This window comes from Amycolatopsis sp. NPDC059235, assembly GCF_042754125.1.
Classification (GTDB): domain Bacteria; phylum Actinomycetota; class Actinomycetes; order Mycobacteriales; family Pseudonocardiaceae; genus Amycolatopsis; species Amycolatopsis albidoflava.
Map to the genome: position 1 here is coordinate 93,514 of NZ_JBHZAG010000030.1, position 6,825 is coordinate 100,338.

At 70.5% G+C, this 6,825-nt stretch carries 7 protein-coding genes; all 7 read left to right on the forward strand.

Features of this window, described 5'->3' with window-relative positions:
* Positions 1-89: 89 nt before the first annotated feature.
* Positions 90-692 carry a crossover junction endodeoxyribonuclease RuvC gene (gene ruvC, locus ACFXI3_RS21180; RefSeq protein ID WP_037811289.1) on the forward strand — a complete coding sequence of 201 codons (603 nt, stop codon included), beginning with the start codon at positions 90-92 and terminating at the stop codon, positions 690-692.
* Positions 689-1,285 carry a Holliday junction branch migration protein RuvA gene (gene ruvA, locus ACFXI3_RS21185; RefSeq protein ID WP_344276934.1) on the forward strand — a complete coding sequence of 199 codons (597 nt, stop codon included), beginning with the start codon at positions 689-691 and terminating at the stop codon, positions 1,283-1,285. Before ruvC ends, ruvA begins: the two co-directional genes overlap by 4 nt.
* A gap of 6 nt (positions 1,286-1,291) precedes the next feature.
* Entirely contained in the window at positions 1,292-2,380 is a 1,089-nt protein-coding gene (gene ruvB / locus ACFXI3_RS21190; RefSeq protein ID WP_344276931.1) for a Holliday junction branch migration DNA helicase RuvB, read from the forward strand.
* Between the two features lie 118 nt (positions 2,381-2,498).
* Positions 2,499-2,933, forward strand: a complete 435-nt coding sequence (gene yajC / locus ACFXI3_RS21195) for a preprotein translocase subunit YajC (protein ID WP_344276928.1) — start codon at positions 2,499-2,501, stop codon at positions 2,931-2,933.
* A gap of 218 nt (positions 2,934-3,151) precedes the next feature.
* A complete protein-coding gene (secD, locus tag ACFXI3_RS21200) occupies positions 3,152-4,873 on the forward strand; it encodes a protein translocase subunit SecD (RefSeq protein ID WP_378401485.1) in 1,722 nt (573 codons plus the stop codon).
* Between the two features lies 1 nt (position 4,874).
* Positions 4,875-6,107, forward strand: coding sequence for a protein translocase subunit SecF (secF, locus tag ACFXI3_RS21205; RefSeq protein ID WP_378401487.1), 1,233 nt, complete (start codon positions 4,875-4,877; stop codon positions 6,105-6,107).
* 5 nt (positions 6,108-6,112) lie between these two features.
* On the forward strand, positions 6,113-6,631 hold the full coding sequence (locus ACFXI3_RS21210; RefSeq protein WP_378401489.1) for an adenine phosphoribosyltransferase: 519 nt from the start codon (positions 6,113-6,115) through the stop codon (positions 6,629-6,631).
* Positions 6,632-6,825 lie beyond the last annotated feature (194 nt).

Consider the following 6,825-nt stretch of genomic DNA (forward strand, 5'->3'; position numbering starts at 1 on the left):
ATGCGTTGCGCGTGTCCATGCGCAGGCCCGCGCACCGCGACCGTTAGCCTGCACGTCGAACGGATGTTCGCGCGGGCGAAGGAGAAACGGTGCGGGTGCTCGGGGTCGACCCCGGTCTGACCAGGTGCGGCCTCGGCGTGGTCGACGGCGGCAAGGGCCGGTCGGTGCGCCCGGTCGCGGTCGGGGTCGTGCGCACGCCCGCCGACCAGGATCTCGCGCAGCGGCTGCTCGGCGTCGCCGACGAGGTGGAGCGCTGGCTCGACAAGTACCGGCCCGAAGCGGTCGCCGTCGAGCGGGTGTTCGCGCAGCACAACGTCCGCACCGCGATGGGCACCGCGCAGGCGGGCGGGGTCGTGGCGCTGTCGGCGGCGCGGCGCGGGCTGCCGGTCGTCTTCCACACGCCCAGCGAGGTCAAGGCCGCCGTCACCGGGTCCGGCCGCGCGGACAAAGCGCAGGTCACCACCATGGTGATGCGGCTGCTCGGGCTCGAGGTCAAACCGCATCCGGCGGACGCGGCCGACGCGCTCGCGCTCGCCATCTGCCACCTCTGGCGCGAGCCGATGCGGGTCCGGCTCGCCGAGGCCGAGGCCCGCGCGGCCGAATTGGTCCGCGCCCACAAGGCCCGGCTGGCGGCCGCGGCCAAAGCGGCCGGAACCACCACGAAGCAGAACGAAACAGGAGCACGACGATGATCTCCTCGGTACGCGGCGAAGTGCTGTCCGTCGGGCTCGACCACGTGGTGGTCGAGGTCGGCGGTGTCGGCCTCGCCGTGCAGGCCACTCCGGCGACGCTGGCCACGCTGCGCCGCGGCGAGCAGACGCGGCTGCACACCGCGCTGGTCGTGCGCGAGGACTCGCTGACCCTCTTCGGGTTCGCCGAGGAGGACGCGCGCGAGCTGTTCGGCCTGCTCCAGACGGTGTCCGGGATCGGGCCGCGGCTCGCGCTGGCGACGCTGGCCGTGCTGGAGCCGGACAAACTGCGCGCGGCGCTCGTCGAAGGCAACATCACCGTCCTCACTCAGGTCCCCGGCATCGGCCGCAAGGGAGCCGAGCGGCTCAGCCTCGAACTGCGGGACAAGGTCACCGCGCTCGGCGGCGCCGCCGACGCCCCGGTCGTCACCGCGCCCGGCGCGCTGCGCGGCGAGGTGGTGGAAGCGCTGGCCGGGCTGGGTTTCCCGGCCAAACAAGCCGAGCAGGCGGTGGACCGGGTGCTGTCCGAGGGCGACGGGCACACCACGTCCTCGGTGCTGCGCGCGGCGCTGGCCGCGCTGGGCCGCAAGCGGTAGCCGCCGATGAACCACGAAGTGACCGAGTTCGACACCGGCGGCTACGAGGCGGACGACGAAACCCTGTCCGCGCTCGCCCAGACCGGCGAACGCGACCTGGAGACCTCGCTCCGGCCGCGCAAACTGGACGAGTTCGTCGGCCAGGAACGCGTCCGCGAGCAGCTGGAACTGGTGCTGGAGAGCGCGCGGCGGCGCGACGTGCCGCCGGACCACGTGCTGCTGTCCGGCCCGCCCGGGCTCGGCAAGACGAGCATGGCGATGATCGTCGCCGCCGAACTGGGCGCGGCCATCCGGATCACCTCCGGGCCAGCCCTGGAACGCGCGGGCGACCTGGCCGCGATGCTGTCCAACCTGGCGCCCGGCGACGTCCTGTTCATCGACGAGATCCACCGCATCGCCCGGCCCGCCGAGGAAATGCTGTATCTCGCGATGGAGGACTTCCGGGTCGACGTCGTCGTCGGCAAGGGGCCCGGCGCCACCAGCATCCCGCTGGAAATCGCACCGTTCACGCTGGTCGGGGCTACCACCCGGTCCGGTTCGCTGACCGGCCCGCTGCGCGACCGGTTCGGCTTCACCGGCCAGATGGAGTTCTACTCCGCGGCCGAATTGGAGCTGGTGGTCCGCCGCGCCGCGAAGATCCTCGGCATCGAGATCGACAGCGACGGCTGCGCCGAGATCGCCGGCCGGTCGCGCGGCACGCCCCGGATCGCCAACCGGCTGCTGCGCCGGGTCCGCGACTACGCCGAGGTGCGCGCCGACGGCAAGGTGACCCTGGAGGTCGCGCAGGCCGCGCTGAAGGTCTACGACGTCGACGAGCTGGGCCTGGACCGGTTGGACCGGGCCGTGCTCGGCGCGCTGACCCGCTCGTTCGGCGGGGGACCGGTGGGCATTTCGACGCTCGCGGTCGCCGTCGGCGAGGAGGCCACTACGGTCGAGGAGGTGTGCGAGCCCTACCTGGTCCGGGCCGGTATGCTCGCCCGCACTCCGCGCGGCCGGGTCGCGACCGCGGCCGCGTGGCTGCACCTCGGACTGGTCCCGCCCCCGGAGGCGGGACGGCCCGACGCGGGCGGTCCGACGCTGTTCGACCAGGCCTGACAAGGGCGGACAGCGGCCCGGGTGGTGGCGTTTCCGCCGGTACCTGGCACACTCGAACACAGCACATCCGTCGAAACCGGACGCGGGCAGCCGAGAAAGGCGTCCGTCGAGGAGAGTCATGAACCAGTTACTGCTGCCGTTGCTGCTGCTGCTCGTGGTGGCCGTGCCGCTCGTCATGGGCACCCGCAAGCAGAAGAAGCAGCAGGCGGCTCAGCAGGAGATGCAGAACAGCATTTCCGCTGGCGACCGCGTGATGACCACGTCGGGCATGTACGGCACGGTCGCCGACACCAGCAGCGACACCACGATCGACATCGAGATCGCGCCGGGCGTCGTCACCACCTGGCTGCGGCTCGCGGTGCGCGAGAAGGTCGAGCCGGTCGTCGAGGGCGACGAGACCGCCGAGACGGCCGACGAGGCCGCGGGCATCGCCTCGGCCCCGGAGACCGCGGCGTCCTCGTCGGAGGCCCCGGCCCAGGAGTCGATCTCCGCCGAGGAGAGCCAGGCCTCCGGTGCGCAGGTGGCGCCCCCGCTGGAGCACGGGAAGAAGTAGCCTCCGGGCTTCACCGGGCAGTGATCCGCCCACAGCCTACGAAAGTCGGTACGGGCGAACGCCGGGCTCACGCAGCACCGAGTACTGTCTCGGTGCTGCGTGCGTGTCCGCCGTCATAGTTCACGCCCAGCCGCGTCCGGAGGACCCCCTTCCGGCTCGCGCACCCGAACCACTTGGGGTCCATCCAGTCCGTGCCAGTTCGAGGAGACCGAAGCACCGTGGCACCATCGGCCGGGCATCTCCGCCCGGGACGCTATCTCGCCTTCTTCGCCCTGATCGTGGTCGTGCTGTACGCCTTGGTGTTCTTCACCGGCAGCGGCAAAGCGACGCCGAAACTCGGCATCGACCTCCAGGGCGGCACCCGGGTCACGCTCACCGCGCGCACGCCCGACGGCGGCCAGCCCACCCGCGATTCGCTGAACCAGGCGCGCCAGATCATCGAGACCCGCGTGAACGGGATCGGCGTCGGCGGCACCGAGGTGGTGCTCGACGGCAACAACATCGTGATCACCGTGCCGGGCGAGCAGGGCGACGAGGCGAAGAACCTGGGCCGGACCGCCAAGCTCGGGATCCGCGAGGTGATCACCTCGGTCCCGAACACCCCGGCCGCGCCGCCCTCGGCTCCCGCCTCCGGCGCCCCGAGCGCGCCGCCCACCGCGCCGAGCAAGCCCGCCGGCGGCGGGGGAGCGGAAGGCGCCCCGGCACAGCAGCCGCCGAGCACGACCCCGTCGGCCCCGGCCTCGGGAGCAGGCGGTCAGGACGCGGGCAAGAACCCGATCGAGGCGGCCCGCGCGGTGCGCCAGGCTCCCGCGCTGATGCCGAAGGACCCGAAGAACCAGCAGGAGGCCGCCGCCGCGCAGGCCGCGCAGCAGAAGGCGCTCGCCGCCCTCACCTGCGCGCCCAACGCCGCCGACCCGCTGGAGGGCAACGACCTTCCCGGCCAGCCGCTGGTCACCTGCGGCGACAAGGACGCCACCAAGTACGTGCTCGGCCCGGAGTTCATCCCCGGCACCGAGATCTCCAGCGCGAACTCCGGCTACGACCAGCAGCGCGGCCAGTGGATCGTCGACCTGAGCTTCAAGGGCGCGGGCGGCAAGACCTGGGGCGACTTCACGTCGGCCAACATCGGCAAGCAGGCGGCGTTCGTGCTCGACACGGACGTGGTGTCCGCGCCGACCGTGCAGAACGCCATCCTCGGCGGCAACACGCAGATCACCGGGAAGTTCACCCAGACCGACGCGAAGAACCTGGCGGACATCCTCAAGTACGGTTCGCTTCCGCTGTCGTTCGACTCCTCGGACGCCACCACGGTGTCCGCGACGCTGGGCTACGCCTCGCTGCAGGCCGGCCTGATCGCCGGCGCGATCGGCCTCGCGGTCGTGTTCGTCTACTGCTTGTTCTACTACCGGCTGCTCGGCATCCTCACGATCTGGTCGCTGGTGCTGTCCGGCCTGCTCGTGTACGCGGTGCTGGTGCTGCTCGGGCGGTGGATCGGGTACACGCTCGACCTCGCGGGCGTCGCCGGCCTGATCATCGCGATCGGCATCACGGCGGACTCGTTCGTCATTTACTTCGAACGGCTGAAAGACGAGATCCGGGAGGGCCGGACCTTCCGGTCCGCGGTGCCGCGCGGCTGGGCACGGGCGCGGCGCACGATTCTGGCCTCGGACGCGGTCAGCTTCCTGGCCGCCGCGATCCTGTACATCATCGCCGTCGGCGACGTGCAGGGCTTCGCGTTCACCCTCGGCATGTCGACGGTGCTGGACCTGGTGGTCGTCTACCTGGTCACGCATCCGCTCGTGGCGATGGTGTCGACCTCGAAGTCGAAGTTCCTGTCCAACCCCCGGAATCTCGGCCTCGGCGCCGTCCAGAAGCTCGGCGCCCAGCGCAAGTCCACGCGCCCCGCTCCCGGCCGCCGCGCGAACGTGAAGGAGGCCTGACGTGAGCGACGAAACCGCAGGCGTCACCTCGGAAACCCCGGACGGCCCGGAAAGCGCCGCCACCGCGGCCAAGCCCGGCAAGAAGGAAAGCTTCTTCCACCGGCTCTACGTCGGCACCGGCGCGGTCGACATCGTCGGTTCGCGCAAGCGCTGGTACATGTTCTTCGCGCTGCTGCTCCTGGTGTGCATCGGCTCGATGATCTTCCGCGGCTTCAACGTGGGCATCGAGTTCGAGGGCGGCACGCAGATCCAGCTGCCCGCGCACGGTTCGCACGGCCAGATCACCCAGGACCAGGTGATCAAGTCGTTCAACACCGCGCTCGGCGAGGCCCCGGCGGAGACCCAGACGGTCGGCACCGGCAACGCGGCGACCATCCAGACCCGCTCCGAGACCCTCACCGCCGACCAGGTGGCGAAGGTCAAGAAGCAGATCTTCGAGGACCTCGGCCCGGTCGGCACCAACGGCAAGTCGAGCGAGCAGGCCATCAGCGACAGCGCGGTGAGCGCTTCGTGGGGCAACGAGATCTCGCGCCAGGCCCTGATCGCGCTCGGCGTGTTCCTGGTCGCCGTCGTGATCTTCCTGGCGATCTACTTCGACACCAGGATGGCGTTCGCGGCGCTCATCTCGCTGCTGCACGACATCGTGGTCACCGCGGGCGTGTACTCGCTCGTGGGCTTCGAGGTCACGCCCGCGACGGTGATCGGTTTGCTGACGATTCTCGGCTTCTCGCTGTACGACACCGTGGTGGTGTTCGACAAGGTCCGGGAAAACACCCGGGGCTTGCTCGGCTTGTCGCGGCGCACGTACGCCGAAGCGGCGAACCTGGCGCTGAACCAGACCCTGATGCGATCGTTCAACACGGCGTTCATCGCCCTGCTGCCGATCCTGGGCCTGCTGATCGTCGGCTACATCCTGCTCGGCTCGGGCACGCTGCAGGACCTGGCGCTGGTGCAGCTCACCGGTACCCTTGTCGGCGTCCTGTCGTCGGTCGCGCTGGCGACGCCGCTGCTGGTCGACTTCAAGATGCGCGACCCGCAATATCGCCAGCAGGCCGACCGCGTGGCGGCCCGCCGGGCGAAGGCCGCGAAGCGCGAAGCAGCGGACGACGACTTCGACGCCAACGACGAGGACCAGCTGGCCGCAGAACTCCGCAAGGAAAAGGCCATGGCGGCTGCTGCCGGCGTCCCCGCACGGCACCCGAAGCAGCGTCCGTCGGGAAAGAAGAAGCGCTGAGCCCCATGAAGCTCGACGAGGCATTGGACCTGATCGCCGAAGTCCCGGACTTCCCGGAACCAGGCGTCCTGTTCCGCGATCTCAGCCCCCTCTTCGCCGACGGCCCAGGCTTCGCCGCAGTAGCAGACGCCCTAGCGGAAACCCTCGACCCAGCCGCCACCCTGGTGGCCGGCGTCGAGGCCCGCGGCTTCCTCCTGGCAGCAGCAGTCGGCTACTCCCGCGGCATGGGCGTAGTCCTGGTCCGAAAACCAGGCAAACTCCCTTCGGTAGCCGGACGAGTCGACTACTCCCTGGAATACGGCACCGCCAGCGTCGAACTCCCCGCGAACGTAGTGAAGCCAGGCCAACGCATCGCCGTCATGGACGACGTCCTGGCCACCGGCGGCACAGTGGCAGCGACCGCAAAACTCCTGGAAGACGCAGGCGCAACAGTCACCGGCGTATCAGTAGTCCTGGAACTGGCCGCCCTGCATGGCCGCTCCGCCCTGGACGGCCGCACAGTCCACACGCTCCGCACAGTCTGACCCTCCACGCAAATCCGTGAGGGGAACCCTGAGGGACTCTGAGTCCCTCAGGGTTCCCCTCACGGACTTTGACGACCCCGCACCCACCCCACCAACCGCCGCCGACGCACCCACCGCTGGAGCCACCCACCCCGCCCCCAACCCCGATACGAAGCCTCCTCTGCGGTTCGGGGGGGGTATTAACCGGAGCTATA

Coding starts and splice junctions, on each gene's coding strand:
- ruvA (WP_344276934.1), top strand. CDS start 689: ATGATCTCCTCGGTACGCGGCGAAGTGCTGTCCGTCGGGCTCGACCAC.
- ruvB (WP_344276931.1), top strand. CDS start 1,292: ATGAACCACGAAGTGACCGAGTTCGACACCGGCGGCTACGAGGCGGAC.
- yajC (WP_344276928.1), top strand. CDS start 2,499: ATGAACCAGTTACTGCTGCCGTTGCTGCTGCTGCTCGTGGTGGCCGTG.
- ACFXI3_RS21210 (WP_378401489.1), top strand. CDS start 6,113: ATGAAGCTCGACGAGGCATTGGACCTGATCGCCGAAGTCCCGGACTTC.